Origin of the sequence: Bacillus sp. NPDC077411 (genome assembly GCF_044543425.1) — a bacterium.
Taxonomy (GTDB): Bacteria; Bacillota; Bacilli; order Bacillales; family Bacillaceae_G; genus Bacillus_A; species Bacillus_A bruguierae.
The window spans coordinates 40259-58432 of record NZ_JBITWA010000026.1; the positions used below are offsets into that span (position 1 = coordinate 40259).

At 37.7% G+C, this 18174-nt stretch carries 19 protein-coding genes and 1 other annotated feature; all 19 genes read right to left on the minus strand.

Going from position 1 to position 18174, the window contains the following annotated elements:
• Positions 1-127 precede the first annotated feature (127 nt).
• The 19 genes from nusG to ACIGHG_RS22670 all read right to left on the minus strand — a co-directional run bounded on the left by nusG (position 128) and on the right by ACIGHG_RS22670 (position 17743).
• Entirely contained in the window at positions 128-661 is a 534-nt protein-coding gene (nusG, locus tag ACIGHG_RS22580; protein ID WP_090918590.1) for a transcription termination/antitermination protein NusG, read from the minus strand.
• 126 nt (positions 662-787) lie between these two features.
• Positions 788-967: a preprotein translocase subunit SecE gene (gene secE, locus ACIGHG_RS22585; RefSeq protein WP_020062280.1), complete on the minus strand. Its 180-nt coding sequence runs from the start codon at positions 965-967 to the stop codon at positions 788-790.
• Between the two features lie 32 nt (positions 968-999).
• Entirely contained in the window at positions 1000-1146 is a 147-nt protein-coding gene (gene rpmG, locus ACIGHG_RS22590; RefSeq protein ID WP_090918592.1) for a 50S ribosomal protein L33, read from the minus strand.
• A gap of 334 nt (positions 1147-1480) precedes the next feature.
• The gene (locus tag ACIGHG_RS22595; RefSeq protein ID WP_336474438.1) at positions 1481-2167 is read right to left on the minus strand and encodes an RNA polymerase factor sigma-70; all 687 of its coding nucleotides are present in this window, start codon (positions 2165-2167) and stop codon (positions 1481-1483) included.
• 61 nt (positions 2168-2228) lie between these two features.
• Entirely contained in the window at positions 2229-2741 is a 513-nt protein-coding gene (locus tag ACIGHG_RS22600) for an NYN domain-containing protein (protein ID WP_090918596.1), read from the minus strand.
• Between the two features lie 2 nt (positions 2742-2743).
• Entirely contained in the window at positions 2744-3487 is a 744-nt protein-coding gene (gene rlmB / locus ACIGHG_RS22605) for a 23S rRNA (guanosine(2251)-2'-O)-methyltransferase RlmB (RefSeq protein ID WP_396550629.1), read from the minus strand.
• Positions 3488-3489: 2 nt separating this feature from the next.
• The gene (locus ACIGHG_RS22610; RefSeq protein ID WP_090918600.1) at positions 3490-3891 is read right to left on the minus strand and encodes a Mini-ribonuclease 3; all 402 of its coding nucleotides are present in this window, start codon (positions 3889-3891) and stop codon (positions 3490-3492) included.
• Between the two features lie 2 nt (positions 3892-3893).
• Positions 3894-5291 carry a cysteine--tRNA ligase gene (gene cysS / locus ACIGHG_RS22615; protein ID WP_336474422.1) on the minus strand — a complete coding sequence of 466 codons (1398 nt, stop codon included), beginning with the start codon at positions 5289-5291 and terminating at the stop codon, positions 3894-3896.
• The gene (cysE, locus tag ACIGHG_RS22620; RefSeq protein WP_396550632.1) at positions 5272-5937 is read right to left on the minus strand and encodes a serine O-acetyltransferase; all 666 of its coding nucleotides are present in this window, start codon (positions 5935-5937) and stop codon (positions 5272-5274) included. The genes cysS and cysE overlap by 20 nt, the downstream gene beginning before the upstream one ends.
• A gap of 78 nt (positions 5938-6015) precedes the next feature.
• Positions 6016-6264, minus strand: a binding site (T-box leader).
• Between the two features lie 48 nt (positions 6265-6312).
• The gene (gene gltX, locus ACIGHG_RS22625; protein ID WP_336474420.1) at positions 6313-7770 is read right to left on the minus strand and encodes a glutamate--tRNA ligase; all 1458 of its coding nucleotides are present in this window, start codon (positions 7768-7770) and stop codon (positions 6313-6315) included.
• 89 nt (positions 7771-7859) lie between these two features.
• Complete coding sequence (ispF, locus tag ACIGHG_RS22630) at positions 7860-8336, minus strand: 2-C-methyl-D-erythritol 2,4-cyclodiphosphate synthase (protein ID WP_396550635.1); 477 nt, start codon at positions 8334-8336, stop codon at positions 7860-7862.
• Positions 8337-8599: 263 nt separating this feature from the next.
• Positions 8600-9283 (minus strand): 2-C-methyl-D-erythritol 4-phosphate cytidylyltransferase, encoded by a 684-nt coding sequence (gene ispD, locus ACIGHG_RS22635; protein ID WP_336474419.1) that lies wholly within the window; start codon positions 9281-9283, stop codon positions 8600-8602.
• A gap of 16 nt (positions 9284-9299) precedes the next feature.
• Positions 9300-10400, minus strand: a complete 1101-nt coding sequence (locus ACIGHG_RS22640; RefSeq protein WP_396550637.1) for a PIN/TRAM domain-containing protein — start codon at positions 10398-10400, stop codon at positions 9300-9302.
• Between the two features lie 161 nt (positions 10401-10561).
• Positions 10562-11635 carry a DNA integrity scanning diadenylate cyclase DisA gene (gene disA, locus ACIGHG_RS22645; RefSeq protein ID WP_396550639.1) on the minus strand — a complete coding sequence of 358 codons (1074 nt, stop codon included), beginning with the start codon at positions 11633-11635 and terminating at the stop codon, positions 10562-10564.
• Between the two features lie 3 nt (positions 11636-11638).
• Positions 11639-13015 (minus strand): DNA repair protein RadA, encoded by a 1377-nt coding sequence (gene radA / locus ACIGHG_RS22650; protein ID WP_336474417.1) that lies wholly within the window; start codon positions 13013-13015, stop codon positions 11639-11641.
• A gap of 94 nt (positions 13016-13109) precedes the next feature.
• Entirely contained in the window at positions 13110-15545 is a 2436-nt protein-coding gene (clpC, locus tag ACIGHG_RS22655; RefSeq protein WP_336474416.1) for an ATP-dependent protease ATP-binding subunit ClpC, read from the minus strand.
• Positions 15546-15558: 13 nt separating this feature from the next.
• A complete protein-coding gene (gene mcsB, locus ACIGHG_RS22660; RefSeq protein ID WP_090918619.1) occupies positions 15559-16632 on the minus strand; it encodes a protein-arginine kinase McsB in 1074 nt (357 codons plus the stop codon).
• Between the two features lie 4 nt (positions 16633-16636).
• Positions 16637-17185, minus strand: a complete 549-nt coding sequence (gene mcsA / locus ACIGHG_RS22665; protein ID WP_090918621.1) for a protein-arginine kinase activator protein McsA — start codon at positions 17183-17185, stop codon at positions 16637-16639.
• Positions 17186-17281: 96 nt separating this feature from the next.
• Positions 17282-17743, minus strand: coding sequence for a CtsR family transcriptional regulator (locus ACIGHG_RS22670; protein WP_336474415.1), 462 nt, complete (start codon positions 17741-17743; stop codon positions 17282-17284).
• Positions 17744-18174: the final 431 nt, after the last annotated feature.

Here is an 18174-nt window from a genome sequence, read left to right on the forward strand (position 1 = left end):
TATTTTTTGCCCTCCCACTTCATATTTTATCTTTAGCGATAAAATTTTTCAAAAAACGTCTCCGTTTCCGAAGACGTACTGACTTTAAAGATATTATCACTTTTTACAATTCATTTCAAGTTTGATTTTATAATTTTTCAATTTGGTGGAAGTCTAGCTCAACTGAAGTTTCGCGACCAAACATATCAACAAGTACTGTAACTCTTTGTTTTTCTAAGTCAATTTCATTAATAGCACCTGTATAGTTTGCAAATGGGCCCTCATTCACACGTACAGTCTCATGAAGTTCAAAATCAAAGTCAACTACTTCATTTTCCATCCCCATGTGTTTTAAAATCACAACTACTTCTTCTTCTAATAACGGAGATGGTTTTGAACCAGATCCAGAAGAACCAACAAACCCTGTTACCCCCGGTGTATTGCGGACAACATACCAAGAATCATCTGTCATGATAAGTTCTACTAATACGTAACCTGGAAATACTTTTCTCTTAGTTACTTTCTCTTTTCCGTTTTTCATTTCTACTTCTGTTTCCTCTGGAACAATAACACGGAAAATCTTATCTTGCATACCCATTGATTCTACACGTTTCTCTAGGTTCGTTTTTACTTTATTTTCATATCCAGAATAAGTATGGACAACATACCAACGTTTTTCCATTGATTTAGGACGACCGTCCTTCCCTCCCTGACGTACATTTTTTCGCGCAAATGAAAAAACCCGTTCACCGGGCTTTTACACAGTTCGTATAAATAACATTAACATTATATCATGTATAAGTGCTTCTTATTCAAGAATTAAACGAATTAAAGAAGAAATCCCCATATCCACCACTGCAAAGAAAACTGCACAGAATACAACGGTTGCAATTACAGTAAGTGTCGAACGGAATAATTCATCTTTTTTCGGCCAACTTACTTTTTTCATTTCACGGCTTACATCGCCAAAAAAGTTCGTCAAACGCATTTCCGGAACCTCCAGTGCATAATTACGATTATTTATTTTGTTTCCTTATGAATCATATGCGCATTGCATGTTTTACAAAATTTCTTTATCTCAAGACGCTCTACTGAGCTTATATCTTTCATTGTGGAATAGTTTCGATTATTACACTTTTCACATGCGAGTACAACTTTTTTTCTCATCTGTTACACCAGCCTTGTAACATTATTTCATTAAAAATGTATCATACAATAAAATACAATGTCAATGACACTTCCCACCTACTCCAAAAAGAAAAGGAGAGGAAAAACCTCTCTTTTCTATTAATCTACTATTTTAATATAATTTAAAGAAGCATCTATATAAACCCATTTTTGTTTCTCAACACATAAGCCGTTGCTTTATAAAATAAAAATGACCCGCTGGCTTTCGCCCTTTATTTTAATCTGTGTATTTTTGGCAAAAGGATCTGACCGCTTCTATGTATAGCCAAATACCTTCTCCCCTCTAGAAAGGATTCGATTTTTCAATTGGCATTTATATATTTCGCTTAATGGAGGACGCATTAACAGTTGCCGCTTCTCTCATTTCCATATAACGTTCTAGTTTTCTTTTCACTCGTTGCAGAGCATTATCAATGGATTTCACATGACGATTCAATTGCTCTGAAATCTCTTGATACGATCTTCCATCTAAGTACAAAGACAGTACTTTTCTTTCTAAATCGCTTAATAATTCAGATATTTTTGATTCTATATCAACATACTCTTCTTGGCTAATAATCATCTCTTCAGGATCCGTCATCTTCGCCTCAGATATAACATCTAACAGAGTTCGATCAGATTCTTCATCATAAATTGGCTTGTCTAAAGACACGTACGAATTTAAAGGAATATGTTTCTGCCTTGTCGCAGTTTTAATAGCGGTGATAATTTGGCGTGTAATACATAATTCCGCAAAAGCTTTAAAAGAAGATAGCTTGTCCTCTTTATAATCACGAATCGCCTTAAATAATCCAATCATACCTTCTTGAATAATATCTTCACGATCAGCACCAACTAAAAAATAAGATCTTGATTTTGCACGAACAAAGTTTTTGTACTTATGAATCAAATACTCTAGCGCATCTACATTACCTTTCCTTACTAATTCAACTATCTCTTCATCCTCTAAACCACTAAATATAACACTGTTGTCGCTTGCGAAGTCTACTTCCAATCTGATCCCTCCGACCGCTAGTTATTTAGCAATATTATACAGTAAGAAATTGGAGAGCGTCAACATTTCAACGCCCTCCTCGTCTTAATTTTTCTAATTTTTCTGTAACTTCTTCACTAAATATCGTTCGCATAGCCGGTTGCGTTTCTTTTGTTTTCTTCGTTTCATGACGTACGGTTCGTTCCATCGCCTGAACTTCTATCTCTAACTCACGCGCTGATTTACGCAGAGCACCTTGTCCAAAAATAGCCCACTGCTCTGTGTAATCAGACGTCGCAACATAAATACGCGTATTAATATTACGTAGTTCAATTGCGAGTTGCTCAATTTTCTCATCGGCCGTTTGGTTCTTTCTTGTAAAAATCACGTCAACACGCGCTTGTTTCATCTTCTTTTCAATTCCATAAACAGAATACGCATCAAACACAATCATAACTTTCGTGCCTGTATATCCTTGATAATCTGCCATTTTATCAATAAGTAAGTCGCGTGAAGCCTGCAAGTCTACATCCCTTAGCTTTCTCAAATCTGCCCAAGCCCCAATAATGTTGTAGCCATCAACGATTAAAATATCATTCATTCTTACTTACCGATTGGATGACGTTTCCGATACACTTCATACATTAACAAGCTAGCAGCAACTGAGGCATTCAAGGATGTAACTTTACCAGCCATCGGCAAATGGATGAGGAAATCGCATTTCTCGCCAATAAGGCGACTCATACCTTTCCCCTCACTACCAATCACTAAGCCAATTGGCATATTTCCATCTAAATTACGATAGTCATCTTTTCCTTTTGCATCTGTACCTGCAATCCAAAGTCCACGCTCTTTTAACTCATCAATCGTTCTCGATAAATTTGTCACACGAGCTACCGGAACATACTCAATCGCTCCCGTCGAAGCCTTTGCAACTGCCGCTGTTAAACCAACCGCTCTGCGCTTCGGAATAATAATACCGTGAGCTCCTACCGCATCTGCCGTACGCATAATAGAACCTAAGTTGTGTGGATCTTCAATCTCATCAAGAATTAAAAAGAAAGGATCTTCATTCCGCTTCGCTGCTACTGCAAATAAACCCTCTAAGTCTGCATATTCATATGCTGCCACTTGTGCAATTACACCTTGATGATTCCCCTCTACAAGTTGATCTAATTTTTTCTTTGGCGCATTCTGTACTAAAATTTTATTTTCTTTCGCTAATGCAAGTACAATTTGCACTTGTCCTTTCGCAGCACCTTCTGCAATCCAAATCTTATTAATATCACGACCTGATCTCAGCGCTTCAATTACAGGGTTACGACCAATAATATATTCACTATTCACGCTTACGCGCCTCCTTCCTTATTCTCTAATACACGAATCGCTTCACATACAATCTCTTCTATTCGCGTTTGATGATTTAATAAATAATGATATCCAATCAACGCTTCAAAAGCAGTACTATATCGATACGTTTGTACATCTGTATTTTTCGGAACAGAACCTGATTTTGCATTACGTCCTCTTCTTAATACAGCTTCCTCTTCTTCATTAAGAAATGCTGTCTCCAATAAATGATGAACCACTTTTGCTTGTGCTTTTGCAGAAACAAAGCTTGTCCCCAAACGATGTAGTTGATTTGGACGAACTGTCCCTTTTTGAAGCAAGTGATAGCGGATATACTGTTCATATACCGCATCACCCATATACGCTAACGCTAAGCTATTTAATTGCTTTGCATCAATCATGTTTAGCCTCTTTTCCATCTCGTACCTTGTGGTGTATCTTCCAAAATAATGTTACGCTCTTTTAACTCATCGCGAATCTGATCAGATAATGCAAAATCACGATTTTTACGGGCCTCAATACGTTTTTGGATTAATGCTTCAATTTCCTCATCAAGTAATTCTTCTTTCGTTAATTCTAATCCTAAGATTCCAAATAGCGTTTCAAATTGCTTCACATACGCTTCAATTACCGCTTTTGATGTATGTTGTTCTAATAAATATTGATTTGCATGATTTGCTAAGTTGTATAACTCCGTTACGGCGTTTGCTGTATTAAAATCATCATCCATTGCCTCTTCAAATGCAGCCTGGAATTTCTCCATCTCAGCTAACCACTTCTCATTGTGATCCGTTAAATCTGTACTACTTTCCATGCGATGCTTTAAGTTACCATAAGCCGTTTTAATACGATCTAATCCGTTACTTGTATGCTGCAATAATTCCTCACTAAAATTAATTGGGTGACGATAATGCACAGATAACATAAAGAAACGAATTAATTGCGGATCGTACTGCTTAATAATATCGTGAACAAGAACAAAGTTACCCAACGATTTAGACATCTTTTCATTATTAATATTAATATATCCATTGTGCATCCAGTAACGTGCAAATGTTTTTCCAGTCAATGCTTCTGATTGAGCAATTTCATTTTCATGATGCGGGAATGTTAAATCTTGCCCACCAGCATGAATATCGATTGTATCACCTAAATACTTACGTGCCATGGCTGAGCACTCAATATGCCAACCTGGGCGACCTTCCCCCCAAGGGCTATCCCAGAAGATTTCTCCTTCTTTCGCCGCTTTCCATAATGCAAAGTCAAGTGGATCTTGTTTCTTTTCTCCAACTTCTATGCGTGCACCATGACGCAGGTCTGCAATTGGTTGATGTGATAATTTACCGTATCCTTCAAATTCCTTCGTTTTGTAATACACATCCCCTTCAGACTCATATGCATATCCCTTAGCTACAAGCTCTTGAATAAATTCGATAATAATATCCATATTTTCCATTACACGAGGGTGAGCCGTTGCATGTTTGCAACCTAGTGCAGTTACGTCTTCAAAATATGCTTTAACAAAACGATCTGCAACTGTCGGAACATCTACTCCTAATTCATTGGCAACTTTAATCAATTTATCATCCACATCCGTGAAATTAGATACATATTGAACATCATAACCACGGTGCTCCAAATAACGGCGTACTGTATCAAACACAATCGGCGGCCTTCCATTCCCAATATGAATGTAGTTGTATACAGTTGGTCCGCATACATACATTTTCACTTTATTTTCTTCTAATGGAATAAATGCTTCTTTTTGACGCGTTAACGTATTATAAATGTGAATAGTCATTTTTATCCGTCCTTTCTACTTTTACTTCAAGTTGCTCTTTTAATTTCTCAATTTCAGCTTCCATCGCTTTCAACTTATCAAAAATTGGATCTGGAAGATCACAATGATTTAATTCGTGGCCTACTTTTACGCCATTTTGAATCACGACACGACCAGGAATGCCTACAACTGTAGAATGCGTAGGCACTTCTTTCAGCACAACTGAACCAGCACCAATTTTAGAATTTTCTCCAACTGTAATCGATCCAAGCACTTTCGCACCTGTCGCAATTAACACATTATCTTTAATCGTTGGGTGGCGTTTCCCTTTCTCTTTTCCTGTACCACCTAACGTAACGCCTTGATAAATCGTCACATTATCTCCAATTTCACACGTTTCTCCAATTACAACTCCCATACCATGATCGATAAAAAACTTACGACCGATCGTTGCCCCTGGGTGAATTTCAATACCTGTAAAAAAACGGCTCATTTGCGAGATAACACGTGCAAAAAAGAAAAATTTTCGCTTATAAAAGGCGTGCGCAATACGATGTGCCCAAATTGCGTGCAATCCAGAGTAAGTTAAAATCACTTCGATATAACTTCTCGCCGCTGGATCCTGTTCAAAGACGACTTCAATATCCTCCCGAAGCCTCTTAAACATCGGTGTTCCCCCTTTTTTGTTTAAAGTAAAACTTCCCCCCATACCTTTCATGTATAGAAAAAGGCGTCTCTGTCTATAGACAGAGACGCCTTACTAGCGCGGTTCCACTCTGTTTAGGCCTAAAAAGACCTCAAACTCAAACATGATAACGGTTTATACCGCTTCTGCTTACTTTACATCATCATGACGTTTCTCGAAATACATTCGTTGTTCAGCAGAAGACTCAAAGGGGCACTTCAAAAATCCGCTTTTAAACCACTTCCAGCCAAATGGTGGTTTTCTCTGTGAAAAGCATGATTTTCTACTTCTCCTTCTCGTCGCTTTTGTTTATTTCATTTTGGAGTATTTCTATTATATTTCTAAATCCGTAAAATGTTAACCAATTACTTTACGAACACGATTTAAAACTTTTTCTTTTCCAAGAAGTGCGATTGCATTCGGAAGCTCTGGTCCGTGTGTTTGACCAGTTGTTGCAACACGAATTGGCATGAACAAACCTTTTCCTTTTTGACCAGTTTGTTTTTGAACAGCTTTAATCGCCGCTTTAACTGTTGCAGGTTCTACTTCTTCTAATGCTTCTAATTCTGCTGCAAACACGCGAAGAACTTCTGGTACTTGTTCACCTTTCAGCACCTCTTGTCCTTCTTCTTCATAATCTACATGATCTTTAAAGAACATATCAGATAGTTCAACAATTTCAGCACCAAAACTCATTTGATCATGATATAGAGCAATCACATCGCGAATCCAAGCCAATTCTTGCTCACTTGAATTTTCACTTACACGGCCAGCTTTCACTAAATGCGGTAAGCTTAATTCAACAACGCGATCTAAGTCTTGCTTTTTCATATATTGGTTGTTCATCCACTTTAATTTTTGCGAATCGAATAACGCTGGTGATTTCGATAAGCGAGCTGCATCGAACATTTCAATAAACTCATCCTTAGAGAAGATTTCCTCTTCCCCTACTGGTGACCAACCTAATAATGCGATAAAGTTAAAAATCGCTTCTGGAAGATATCCTAGCGCTTCATATTGTTCAATAAATTGAATAATTGATTCGTCGCGTTTACTTAACTTTTTACGGCTTTCATTCACGATTAACGTCATATGACCAAATTGCGGTACATCCCAACCAAATGCTTCATAAATCATCATTTGTTTTGGTGTATTGGAAATATGGTCATCACCACGAAGAACGTGCGAGATTTCCATAAAATGATCATCTGCTGCTACTGCAAAGTTATAAGTTGGAATACCATCTTTCTTCACAATAACAAAATCACCGAAATCATTTGAGTTAAAGGATACTTCACCTTTTACAATATCATTAAAAACATATTCACGGTTTTCAGGCACACGGAAACGAATACTCGGAATGCGTCCTTCTTCCTCGAATTGTTTTACTTGTTCTTCTGTTAGTTCACGGTGATTACCTGCATAACGAGGTGTTTCACCACGAGCGATTTGCCCTTCACGTTCTGCTTCCAATTCTTCTTCTGTCATATAGCATTTATAAGCTAAACCACGCTCAAGTAAATCTTCATATAAATTTTTATAAATATCTAAACGCTCCATTTGACGGTACGGACCATATTCGCCACCAACATCGACGCTCTCATCCCAGTCCATGCCAAGCCATTTTAAGTACGTTAATTGGCTTTCTTCGCCGCCAGCAATATTACGCTTTACGTCTGTATCTTCAATACGGATAATAAATTTTCCGTTTTGACTACGAGCGAATAAATAGTTAAATAATGCCGTACGTGCATTTCCGATATGTAAGTGTCCTGTTGGACTTGGCGCATAGCGCACTCTCACTTGCTTTTCCATAATTGGTACACCTTCCATTCTTAATGTCAACAGATTCCTTAATTGTACACCAAAAAAATATGATTATCCATCTTACGAATTAAAAACAACTATTTTTTCTGTAATAATACAATAGCTTGTGAAGCAATTCCTTCTTCTCGTCCTGTAAAACCTAATTTTTCTGTCGTCGTTGCTTTTACATTCACATTCTCGATGTCTGTTTGCAGCAGCTCACTAATTCTCACACGCATACTTTCAATGTGCGGTGCCATTTTTGGCTTTTGAGCAATAATTGTACAATCTAAGTTGCCAAGTACATACCCTTGCTCTGTAACAAACTCCCATACTTTTTGCAAAAGCACAGCTGAATCCGCATCCTTAAATGCAGGATCTGTATCCGGAAAGTGCTTACCGATATCTCCCGCAGCGATTGCTCCTAAACAAGCATCCGCAATTGTATGTAAAAGGACATCAGCATCAGAGTGTCCAAGTAAACCTTTCTCATATGGAATTGTAATCCCACCAATAATTAATGGTCTTTCTTCTGCAAATGCATGCACATCAAAACCTTGTCCAATTCGAAACATTTTCAATTCCTCCTCAAACTACACTAATAAATTTTATCCCGCTCTAACGGGCAGTAAGACTCCCACCTCAAGATTCTGAGAAAACAAAGAAGATAGGTGGAAGATAAAAAACCCCCACTGATGGAAGTTTCACTTTATCCCGCTATTTATAGGCAGCTTCACATTATATTACTCGCGCGGGCCTTTATATGTCCGCGCGCCGAATTTTCCACTCTATACATAGAAAAGCTCGGTAGCTACCGAGCTTTTCTATTATAACATCGCTACTGTATTTGCAAAACTCGCAAGAAGCTTTCAGCAATCACTAAATCTTCAGGTGTTGTTACCTTAATATTGTAATAGCTTCCTTCTACAACTCCTACATCTTTAGAAAGGCGTTCTACCAAGCTGGCATCGTCAGTTCCAAGAAAATCCGCTTGTTTTGCACTCTCATGCGCCTCTAACAAAATAGGAACATGAAACCCTTGCGGTGTTTGAACCGCTCGCAGTTGGGAACGTTCTACTGTTTCAACAACAGCATCATACATCACTTTTTTAATTGTATCTTTCACAGGTACTGCACAAATAGAAGCACCCTTTTCTTTCGCCATTTGCAATACATCTTCAATCATCTTTTTCGTTACAAACGGACGTGCCCCGTCGTGGACAAGTACATACTCTATCTCTCTTACATACATAAGAGCATTATATACACTATCCTGGCGCTCATTTCCGCCTTGAACAAATCGAATATCTTTTTGAATATGATAAGTTTGAAGAAGTTCTTCAAAATAAGAACGCTCTCTCTCATTAATCGCTAAAATAATTTGTCTACATTGTTCATCTTTTTCAAAAGCCCGTAATGTATGAATAATAATGGGAACATTATCAAGTTGCAAGAATAACTTATTTTTCCCTGCGCCCATACGCTTACCTTGTCCTGCTGCTGGAATAATTAATGTATACATCGTCTTAATCCTCTACTTATAACGCTTTCTCTAACAATTTACGTTTGGCAAAGATCATACGGCCTGCAGATGTTTGCAGTACACTTGTAACAAGCACATCAAGTTGGGAACCAACATACTCTCTACCATCTTCAACAACGATCATTGTACCATCATCTAAATAAGCAACACCTTGATTTTGCTCTTTCCCGTCTTTCACGACATATACCCTTAATTCTTCACCTGGAAGTACAACTGGCTTAATGGCATTTGCTAAATCGTTAATGTTTAAAACTGTCACACCTTGCAATTCAGAAACTTTATTCAAGTTAAAATCATTGGTAACAACAGTTCCACCAGTTAATTTTGCTAGTTTCACAAGCTTACTATCGACTTCTTGAATGTCTTCAAAATCACCTTCATAAATTTCTACTGGAATAGGTAACTCTTTTTGAATACGATTTAAAATATCCAAACCTCTTCGTCCGCGATTACGCTTTAACGCATCCGAAGAATCAGCAATATGCTGTAATTCTTCTAACACAAATTGCGGAATGACAATTGTGCCTTCCAAAAATTTTGTTTGGCAAATATCCGCAATGCGCCCATCAATAATAACACTAGTGTCCAATATTTTCCAATAAGAGGTTAGCGTTTCTACTTCCTCATTTTCATTGCTAATATTTTTTTTCTTTCCTCCACGTTGCGATAATGTAAACAACCCCAACAGCTCATTTCTCTTTTTAAACCCTACTTGGAATCCTAAATAACCAAGTAATAGCGTGAAAAAGATTTGCAATACTGTACTAATGACTTGAATGGTAATTTCGCGAACCGGAATCAAGATCAAATACGCAACAATTAGCCCTGAGATTAATCCTAACGTTCCAAATAAAACATCTGTAACAGGCGCTTTTACAAGCGCTTCCTCAATATGTTTAATAAGCTGAACAATATAATCTACAAGCCAAAACGTTGTTAAAAATAAAATGATTGCACCAATAATTGCACGAATATAAGAACCTTCAAGCCAAGGAACTGCACCTATACCCAACATATCAATCACTTTTGGAATAAGAAAAATTCCTAATGCTCCTCCAATAACTAAAAAGAAAAGCTGTACGATTCGTTTTAACATTCAACCACCTCCTACTCATTATTAACCATTACTTCGCCACTCAAAACGTCGAGTGCAAAAGTGGACGTGTTTTTTTCATGATTTGTTTTATTTACCAATATATCATATCATATATAAAAAATCTTTGAGTGTCGTTATATTATGAAACCAATGTAATATTCTTAATTGTGTCTGCTCATATATAAGTGTTCTTGAATTCGTTTTAAACCCTCTCGTATCTTTTTCGCCCGCACTTCTCCAATTCCTTCCACATCATCCAATTCTGCAATTGTTGCACGGCAAATTCCTTGCAAATTCTTAAAACGATTAATTAGATTTTCGATAATAAGAGGTGGAACTCTAGAAATTTTACTTGCAATCCGATATCCACGCGGTGTAATGCTTTCTTCTAGTTTCATTTGTCCAGAATATCCAAGTAGTTTTACTAAATCGCTATCTTCTAGAAGCTGGGCATTCGCAAGCTCTTGTAACTTTTTTAAAATTTGATAGTGATCCTGTGTTTTTTCATGATAATAGTCTTTAATTAATAGTGCAGCTTCTGCTTCTACGTCAGCAAGCAACTCCGTTAACTGTAAACGAATAAGTCTTCCTTCTGTTCCTAACTCATGAATGTAACTAAAAATTTCATTTTTAATACGCAGCATCATCTCAACGCTATGCAATACATGTACAACTTCAGACATCGTAACGACTTCTTCAAATTCCAAAATACCAAGGTTTGTTATTCCTTCATTCCATACGGCCTTATACTTTTCTAATGTTTGAATTGCTTGATTTGCTTTTGTTAAAATAACCCCAATATCTTTTAATGTGTAACGTAAATTCCCTTGATATAAGGTGATTACATTCCGTCTTTGTGAAATAGCAACAACAAGGCTACCCGTTTGCTTCGCCACTCGCTCTGCTGTTCGATGGCGCATACCTGTTTCAATGGAGTCAATAGTTGGATCAGGAACTAACTGTCCATTCGCAATTAAGATTTTACTCCCCGTTTCATTTAAAATCAGAGCTCCATCCATTTTTGCTAGTTCGTATAAACTGGCAGGAGAAAAGGCACAATTAATATGAAATCCTCCATCAACAATACTTTTAATTTGTTCGTTGTATCCGATTACAATAAGCCCACCCGTTTGTGCACGAAGCACATTATCAATTCCTTCTCTTAGCGGTGTCCCCGGTGCAACAAGCTGCAAAATATTAATAATACTTTTAGAACGTTGCTTGTTTTCTTCCATATCTTATCCTCCTAGTGCAAATCGAAGAGCTTCTCCTATATTTGATACGCCAACTACTTCAATCCCTTCCGGAATCGCCCATCCACCCAAATTTTTCCTTGGGATAATTACACGTTGAAACCCTAATTTTGCCGCTTCTTGTACACGCTGTTCAATACGAGAGACACGGCGAACTTCTCCAGTTAAACCAACTTCACCAATAACAGCATCGCCTGGGGAAGTCGTTTTATCGCGGAAACTTGATGCGATGCTTATTGCAACCGCTAAATCCACTGCAGGTTCATCTAACTTGATTCCTCCAGCAACTTTTAAATAAGCATCTTGGTTTTGGAGCAATAACCCCGCTCTTTTTTCCAGCACTGCCATAATAAGAGAGACGCGATTATGATCAATTCCCGTTGCCATTCTCCTTGGATTCCCGAAACTTGTAGGAGAAATTAATGCTTGTATTTCTACTAAAACAGGTCTTGTTCCTTCCATAGAGGCAACAACCGTTGAACCCGCAACACCCACAGGCCTTTCTTCTAGAAAAATTTCCGAAGGATTTAACACCTCTGAAAGACCAAGTTCCTTCATTTCAAAAATCCCCATCTCATTAGTTGAACCGAAACGATTTTTTACTGCTCGTAAAATTCGATATGTATGATGACGATCCCCTTCAAAATAAAGAACAGCATCCACCATATGCTCTAACATACGAGGACCAGCAATAGCCCCTTCTTTCGTTACATGCCCTACAATAAAAATAGGAATTCCTTTTGTTTTCGCAAGCTTCATCAATTCTGCTGTACATTCACGTACTTGCGCGACACTTCCCGGTGCTGAAGTTACTTCTGGTAAATGAATCGTTTGAATAGAATCAATTACAACAAATGACGGATTCATTTCATCTATATATACTGCAATTCGTTGTAGATCTGTTTCTGATACAACAAATAAATTATCTCCATTTACATGAAGACGATCTGCCCGAAGTTTAATTTGTTTTGCGGATTCTTCCCCCGATATATATAAGACATCATAAGAAAGATCTGCTAGTTGTGATGATATTTGCAATAACAATGTCGATTTCCCAATACCAGGATCTCCCCCTATAAGTACGAGAGAGCCATCTACAATTCCTCCTCCAAGAACCCGGTTAAATTCTTGGAAATTTGTTTCAATACGCGCTTCTGTTTTCGTTTCCACTTCTTTCAAACGACGAGGCTTCGTTACTTCAGTTTGAATTGCATTTGCATAATTAAGTCGACGTGATGATACAACTGGTTCCATCTCCTCGACTAGGGTATTCCACTGTCCACATCCTGGGCACCTTCCCATGTACTTCGGTGACTGATAACCACATTCTTGACATATAAATTTTGTTTTCTTTTTAGCCATCGTTTTTTACACTTCACTTTCATGTGTAACAAAAGTATTTCTTTCTTGTACAAGAAAGAGGGCTATTGTTTAGCCCTCTTTTGTTTGTCTATACTTATTTTACCTTTTCTGCACTGCGAATGACAAATGATTCCCCTTCTGTATCAAAAACAACTTTTTGACCTTTCTCAACAACTCCTTTAAGAAGCTCTTCCGATAATCGATCTTCAACATGTTTTTGAATCGCACGACGCAGTGGACGTGCACCATACTCAGGATCAAATCCTTTATCCGCAATCGCTTCAATTGCCGCACCTGTTAACTCTAAATCAATCTCTTGTTCTCTTAAACGTTTAACTAACTGTTCTACCATAAGAGTAACAATTTCTTTAATATGTTTCTTCTCTAATGTATGGAAAACAATAATTTCATCAATACGGTTTAAAAACTCAGGGCGGAATGCTTTTTTCAACTCATCCATTACTTTACCCTTCATATCTGCATAATCACGACCTTCATCTTGTACATTAAATCCAAGATGTTTATTTCGCTTTAATGCATCTGCACCGACGTTAGAAGTCATAATCACAATTGTATTACGGAAATCGACTGTACGGCCTTTTGAATCGGTTAAACGACCATCTTCTAGTACTTGTAATAAAATATTGAATACATCTGGATGCGCTTTTTCTACCTCGTCAAGTAAGACAACCGAATATGGCTTTCGACGAACCTTTTCTGTTAATTGGCCACCTTCTTCATATCCAACATATCCTGGAGGAGAACCAACTAAACGAGAAGTAGAGTGTTTCTCCATGTACTCCGACATGTCAATACGAATCATTGCATCCTCATCACCAAACATAGATTCCGCTAACGCACGGGCAAGTTCTGTTTTACCAACACCAGTTGGTCCTAAGAAAATAAAAGAACCGATTGGACGTTTTGGATCTTTTAAGCCTGCTCTTGCACGGCGAACTGCTTTCGCAACCGCAACTACAGCTTCATCCTGTCCGATTAAACGATCATGTAGAATATTTTCTAAGTTCAATAGTTTGTCTGTTTCTGTTTGAGCTAGCTTAGAAACTGGAATTCGAGTCCACGTTGAAACAACATTTGCAATATCTTCTACTGTTACTTCTGAGTTCTCTTTACCTTGCTGCTCTTTCCATTGACGCTTCGTATCCTCTAATTTCTCACGTAGGCGCTGTTCCATATCGCGTAAAGAAGCCGCTTTCTCAAATTCCTGACTTTGCACCGCTGCATCTTTTTCTTTTCTTACTTCCTCTAAATTCAATTCAAGTTCTTTTAAATTTGGTGGTGTTGTATAAGAACGTAAACGAACCTTCGAAGCTGCTTCATCAATTAAATCAATTGCTTTATCAGGTAGGAAACGATCTGTAATGTAACGATCAGATAATTTTACAGCTGCATCAATCGCGTCATCTGAGATAGAAACGCGATGATGCGCTTCATAACGGTCACGTAATCCTTTTAAAATTTGGATTGATTCCTCTAGACTTGGTTCATCAACTTGGATTGGTTGAAAACGTCGCTCTAATGCAGCATCTTTTTCAATATATTTACGATACTCATCTAGCGTTGTTGCTCCAATACATTGCAGTTCCCCGCGTGCTAATGATGGTTTTAAAATATTTGATGCATCAATTGCTCCTTCTGCACCACCCGCACCTATTAATGTATGAAGCTCATCAATGAATAAAATAATATTACCCGCTTGACGAATTTCATCCATAACTTTCTTTAAGCGGTCTTCAAACTCACCGCGATATTTCGTACCAGCAACTACAGTTCCCATATCTAATGTCATAACACGCTTATCACGTAAAGTTTCCGGAACTTCATTGTTTACAATTTGTTGTGCTAATCCTTCAGCAATCGCCGTTTTACCAACACCAGGTTCTCCGATTAATACAGGATTATTTTTTGTTCTTCTACTTAACACTTCAATTACACGTTGAATCTCTTTACTGCGGCCAATCACTGGATCTAAACGACCTTCTCGAGCTACAACTGTTAAATCGCGAGCTAAACTATCAAGTGTCGGTGTACTTGCATTAGCAGAACCACCACCTTGATGACCAGACGCAGTCTCATTACTACCAAGAAGCTGCAGTACTTGTTGGCGTGCTTTATTTAAACTTACACCTAAATTATTTAAAACACGGGCTGCAACCCCTTCTCCTTCTCGAATAAGACCGAGTAAAATATGCTCCGTTCCCACGTAAGAATGACCTAGTTTACGTGCTTCATCCATGGACAACTCTATCACTTTTTTTGCACGTGGCGTATAGTGAACTGTTTGAGACATCTCTGTACCACGCCCAATTAACGCCTCTACTTCCTTTTGAACTTTCTCCGGGCTTAATCCAAGTGCGACCAATGCTTTCGCAGCAATTCCTTCTCCTTCTCGTACAAGACCGAGTAAAATATGCTCTGTACCGATATTATTATGACCAATGCGAATTGCTTCTTCTTGGGATAACGCTAATACTTTTTGTGCTCGCTCTGTAAATCTTCCAAACATCATATAAATCACACTCCTACTTCGCTCGATTTTGTTCAATTTGCAATCTTTCACGAATAAGTGCTGCTCTGCGGTAATCTCTTTCATCAGGTTGCAGTGGACCACCAGCATATTGCTGCAAAATTCCCGGCTGTGTAAGTACCATTAACTCTGTTAAAATATTTCTGGATATATTTTCGATATAGCCAAGATCAATACCAAGCCGCACATCCGATAAACATGTTGCAGCCTCAGCAGATTCAATTAAGCGGCTATTTGCCAATACACCATAAGAACGATATACCTTATCCTCAAGCTCTACGCCTGAATTTTTCATGATAGATTCCCTCGCTGTTCGCTCTTGTTGAATAAGTTGCTGAACAACACTTTTTAAATCTTCTACAATATCTTCTTCAGGTTTTCCTAGCGTCATTTGATTCGAAAGTTGAAATATATTTCCTAGCGCTTCACTACCTTCACCATATATCCCTCTTACCACTAAACCAAGTTGATTAATTGCTTGAACGATACGATTCATTTGTCCTGTCAACACAAGAGCAGGCAAATGTATCATCACTGAAGCTCGTAAACCCGTTCCTATATTTGTAGGACAACTCGTTAAATAACCAACTTGTTCATCAAATGCGTATTCAACCTGACTTTCTATCCAATCATCAATTCGATTTGCACTATGCAGCGCTTCTGATAATTGTAATCCCGGAAATAAACATTGAATTCGAATATGATCTTCTTCATTAAGCATAATGCTTACTTGTTCATTCTCAGATAATAAACAAGCACCATATTCTGTTCCCACTAAATCTGGACTTACAAGGTGCTTTTCTACTAATACTCTGCGCTGCAGCGGCTGAATGCTATTCATTTGTAAAAGTTCAAATATCCCAAAAGGTTCGACCGTTTGATTAGCAAACCTTTCTTGAAATACTTTAATCATTTGCTCTGCTTCTTCATTTGTTAACATAGTCGGGAATTGGTAATCTCGTAAATTCCGAGCCAATCGAACGCGACTGCTTAAAACAATATCGGAATCAGGACCATCTTCCCTCATCCACGGGCTAATTGCTTCGCTCATAATACGATCGAGTGACATAGAACTATTCCCCCTCTCTATGCTCACGAAGCTGATTTTCTAAGCTGCGAATTTTATCGCGTAATTCTGCAGCCTGTTCAAACTCTTCTTGTTGTATGCATTCCTGCAATTTTAGTTTTAACTCATCTAATTCTTTTTTTAGATGAATATTTCCTCCTATACGGTTAGGAATTTTCCCATTGTGACTTGTATGCCCGCCATGAAGCCGCTTTAGCATCGGTTGTAATTGTTCTTTAAATGTTTCATAACAAGAAGAGCAACCAAATCTACCGGCCTTTGCAAATTGCGAATACGTCATATTACATTTCGAACATTGCAAAGGATCCGTATTCGAAAAGCCATTTGTTTTTTTCTCAAGCGTAGGTTGTTCAACATGCAGTAAACCTGCTAATAAATTATGAAATGAAAAACTGGACTTGTTTGATTGAAAGAAAGACGTATATTCATTTTCTTGTGCACACTGCTCACAAAGATGAATCTCCGTCTTTTCTCCATTCATTACTTTTGTAAAATGTAGCGTTGCTGATCGTGAATTACAGTTTTGACAAATCAACGTATTTCCCCACCTTTACAATAGGAACGAATTATGAATTTATAACCTTATTCGTTCAACTAACCTTTAGGAGATAGATCATTCCTAAAAGAAGTTTTACTTATACTTCAGTGTTCTAAGCATTGCTCGAAGCATACGTGCTCGCAATTCATCTCGAAGCGGTAAGTCTGTTAGTAGTACAGATCGATCTATCACACTAAACATGAGCTTTGCTTCCCTGGTTGTAACAATGCCTTCTTCAGCTAAACGCCTTATTATACTCTCCGCACTCGACTGTGCAATACTATACTGAATCATTTGTAACATTTGATCAATAATGTCTATATCATCATGCAATTTGACTTTTATAATGCGAATGTAACCTCCGCCACCACGTTTACTTTCCACTACAAATCCTCTTTCTAGCGTAAAACGAGTATTAATAACGTAGTTAATTTGAGATGGCACGCAATCAAACTTATCAGCAATTTCGCTTCTTTTAATTTCAATTGCATTATTATTACTTAAGTCAATAACTTGCTTTAGATATTGTTCAATAATATCAGATATATTTCTCATTTATCCTCCACCTTTATTGACTTTGACTATCTTTGACTTTAATTATATACGTATTAAAAAATTTTGCAACTCTTTTGCTTCCTTCTCTATCCTATCCATATTTTCTCACGTTTAATCAGCTGTTCTTTATTTTATGAATAAAGAATGTAAAGTTTCCTAATTATAAAACGAAACTTCCCCTCATGAAGGTTTTCAATTCAGTTTTTTCAGGATAAAGTGAAACTTCCATCAGTGGGGGTTTTTTCATTCCCCTACTGATGGAAAGCTCGCCCAATCGAGCACATGCCTGCAGTTATCCCCCACCTATCTTCTTTAGAAAAGCGGAAGTGGCTCGTTCAGAATGTGAGGGAGGATGGAGCTTCTGACGTAGAGGTGTTTTTTACCTCGTAGGAAGAAGCAAAGCCACCGAACATTCTAGCCACTGGAACTGG

What these genes read in the sequence shown, in the direction of transcription:
- ACIGHG_RS22600 (WP_090918596.1), bottom strand. Translation starts at nt 2,741, where the DNA reads ATGAATGATATTTTAATCGTTGATGGCTACAACATTATTGGGGCTTGG.
- ispD (WP_336474419.1), bottom strand. Translation starts at nt 9,283, where the DNA reads ATGTATACATTAATTATTCCAGCAGCAGGACAAGGTAAGCGTATGGGC.
- nusG (WP_090918590.1), bottom strand. Translation starts at nt 661, where the DNA reads ATGGAAAAACGTTGGTATGTTGTCCATACTTATTCTGGATATGAAAAT.
- mcsB (WP_090918619.1), bottom strand. Translation starts at nt 16,632, where the DNA reads ATGTCACTCGATCGTATTATGAGCGAAGCAATTAGCCCGTGGATGAGG.
- gltX (WP_336474420.1), bottom strand. Translation starts at nt 7,770, where the DNA reads ATGGAAAAGCAAGTGAGAGTGCGCTATGCGCCAAGTCCAACAGGACAC.
- disA (WP_396550639.1), bottom strand. Translation starts at nt 11,635, where the DNA reads ATGGAAGAAAACAAGCAACGTTCTAAAAGTATTATTAATATTTTGCAG.
- ACIGHG_RS22670 (WP_336474415.1), bottom strand. Translation starts at nt 17,743, where the DNA reads ATGAGAAATATATCTGATATTATTGAACAATATCTAAAGCAAGTTATT.
- ACIGHG_RS22610 (WP_090918600.1), bottom strand. Translation starts at nt 3,891, where the DNA reads ATGATTGATGCAAAGCAATTAAATAGCTTAGCGTTAGCGTATATGGGT.
- clpC (WP_336474416.1), bottom strand. Translation starts at nt 15,545, where the DNA reads ATGATGTTTGGAAGATTTACAGAGCGAGCACAAAAAGTATTAGCGTTA.
- cysS (WP_336474422.1), bottom strand. Translation starts at nt 5,291, where the DNA reads ATGACTATTCACATTTATAATACGTTAACGCGTCAAAAAGAAGCATTT.
- radA (WP_336474417.1), bottom strand. Translation starts at nt 13,015, where the DNA reads ATGGCTAAAAAGAAAACAAAATTTATATGTCAAGAATGTGGTTATCAG.
- secE (WP_020062280.1), bottom strand. Translation starts at nt 967, where the DNA reads ATGCGTTTGACGAACTTTTTTGGCGATGTAAGCCGTGAAATGAAAAAA.
- ACIGHG_RS22640 (WP_396550637.1), bottom strand. Translation starts at nt 10,400, where the DNA reads ATGTTAAAACGAATCGTACAGCTTTTCTTTTTAGTTATTGGAGGAGCA.
- cysE (WP_396550632.1), bottom strand. Translation starts at nt 5,937, where the DNA reads ATGTTTAAGAGGCTTCGGGAGGATATTGAAGTCGTCTTTGAACAGGAT.
- rpmG (WP_090918592.1), bottom strand. Translation starts at nt 1,146, where the DNA reads ATGAGAAAAAAAGTTGTACTCGCATGTGAAAAGTGTAATAATCGAAAC.
- ispF (WP_396550635.1), bottom strand. Translation starts at nt 8,336, where the DNA reads ATGTTTCGAATTGGACAAGGTTTTGATGTGCATGCATTTGCAGAAGAA.